The sequence below is a fragment of the Microbispora sp. CL1-1 genome (genome assembly GCF_012034195.1).
Taxonomy (GTDB): Bacteria; Actinomycetota; Actinomycetes; order Streptosporangiales; family Streptosporangiaceae; genus Microbispora.
Genome location: NZ_JAATEK010000118.1, coordinates 1 through 1,632, shown reverse-complemented (window position 1 = coordinate 1,632; position 1,632 = coordinate 1). Strand labels below are relative to the sequence as shown.

3 protein-coding genes are annotated in these 1,632 nt (G+C 66.0%); all 3 read right to left on the bottom strand.

What is annotated here, in order from left to right:
• Positions 1 to 86: 86 nt before the first annotated feature.
• Positions 87 to 512, bottom strand: coding sequence for a PIN domain-containing protein (locus HCK04_RS40180; protein ID WP_142652756.1), 426 nt, complete (start codon positions 510 to 512; stop codon positions 87 to 89).
• Complete coding sequence (locus HCK04_RS40175; RefSeq protein ID WP_142652755.1) at positions 509 to 754, bottom strand: hypothetical protein; 246 nt, start codon at positions 752 to 754, stop codon at positions 509 to 511. Before HCK04_RS40175 ends, HCK04_RS40180 begins: the two co-directional genes overlap by 4 nt.
• Before the next feature lie 328 nt (positions 755 to 1,082).
• The coding region (locus HCK04_RS40170; protein ID WP_142652754.1) for a helix-turn-helix domain-containing protein at positions 1,083 to 1,632 on the bottom strand (550 nt) is incomplete at its 5' end.

Sequence of the window (1,632 nt, the reverse complement as noted above, 5' to 3'; positions counted from 1 at the left end):
CCGGGCGCGGCGGCGGCGCGCTGACCCGCGCAGGTCGGACACGCGATCGTCTTGCGCAGGTCCAACTCCCGTCGCCCCTCCGGAATCTAAGCGAGCACCTCCGGCAGCAGCTTGAACGCCGCCACATGCTGCGGCCGGATCAGACCGAAGTCGCGCCGGTCGATCGTCGCGATCTGGGTGATCCCCAGACGCTCGGCGATCGCCACCACGGACACATCCGCAGGGTCGAGACGAGCGTCTCTGTAAAGCCGGACAAGTTCGGCCATACGCCGTACGTCAGCGGCGAGCAGTTCGACCAGCTCGAACTCCTCCGTGACGAGATCAAGGAACTTTGCATGTACGGCCGATCCCATATGCCTGTTGATCGTCCAACCAGCCTCGATCAGGATGGTCGAAGGAAGGAGCAACGGCCCTTCCAACTGCTCAAGGAGACGCACGCACGAGGCATGGTGCATGTCATCGCGATCGACAACGGCGATCAGCGGACCTGTGTCCAGGAGCGTAGCGGTCACACCGACCGATTGAATCGCTCTGCCAGCAAATCTTCGACCCGTTCTGACAGATCGCCCTCTCCGGATGCGCCGATCCCCGCGATCGACAGGCGGCGACGCCGTACCGGTTCCGATGGACCTTCGCTCGCGGCCTCAGCGAGTTCCGGGTCCGTCTTGACCAGCCGCAGCAGCCGACCCGCCTGGTCTGGCGACAGCCGGTCAACCAGGTGATGAAGCTCCTCATGCGCATGCCCGGCGCTCATGCTCTGAGTCTACGCTGGCGATCTCACCAGCGGCAGGCACACGCTGGCGTGCCCGATGTGTGCCCGTTCGGTTGGCACGCAGCGAGCCGCGGGGACTCATGGTGACCCCACCGCGGTCGATGAGGGTTTGTAAGCCGGTGATCGTGGTGGGCTGATCGGGCTGGGCGCGCAGCCATTTTTTCATGGTCTGCTGGAAGCGTTCGACTTTTCCGCAGGTGGTGGGGTGGTTGGGGGTGGAGTTCTTCTGGGTGACGTGCAGGCGGCGTAGTTCGCTTTCGAAGGCGTTGCGGCCGCCGGCCGGACGAGGCGAGCACCGGAAGGGCACCACCTACTTTGAATGTCGGTCAGGGTGGAGGCGGGCACGCCGTGAGCGGCACAGGCAAGGCGGAAGGTGTCGCGCACGATCGGGCCGGTGACGCGAGGGTGGGCGGTCACCGACAGGGCGTAGGGAGTGGTCGTCCAGCCAGGTGAGAATCTCGGCGTCGGTGCCGTCGGCGAGGCGGTAGTGGGTGAAGTCGGCCTGCCAGGTCTCGTTCGGCTGCTCGGCTTGGAAACGGATGTAGGAGAATCGTGGTCGTTTGCCCGGCTCGGGGGTGACCAGCCCGGCGCGGTTCAGATAGCGGCTGATCGTGGCCCGGGACACGATGACCTGGTGATGCTGCTGCAGGTGCCAGGCGATGGTGTCCGGCCCGGCGTCCAGGCCCTGGCCGGACAGCTGTTTACGCAGGCGGATGATGAGATCGACGATCTCGGCGTCGATCGCGGTCGGTGAGGTCGTGGGTCGTCGGGATCGGGGCTCGAACGCCGTCTCGCCCTGCTCCCGGTAGCGGGCGACCAGCTTGGACACCCAGCCTTTGGAGACGCCGTAGGAGCGGGCG

Coding starts and splice junctions, on each gene's coding strand:
- HCK04_RS40175 (WP_142652755.1), bottom strand. CDS start 754: ATGAGCGCCGGGCATGCGCATGAGGAGCTTCATCACCTGGTTGACCGG.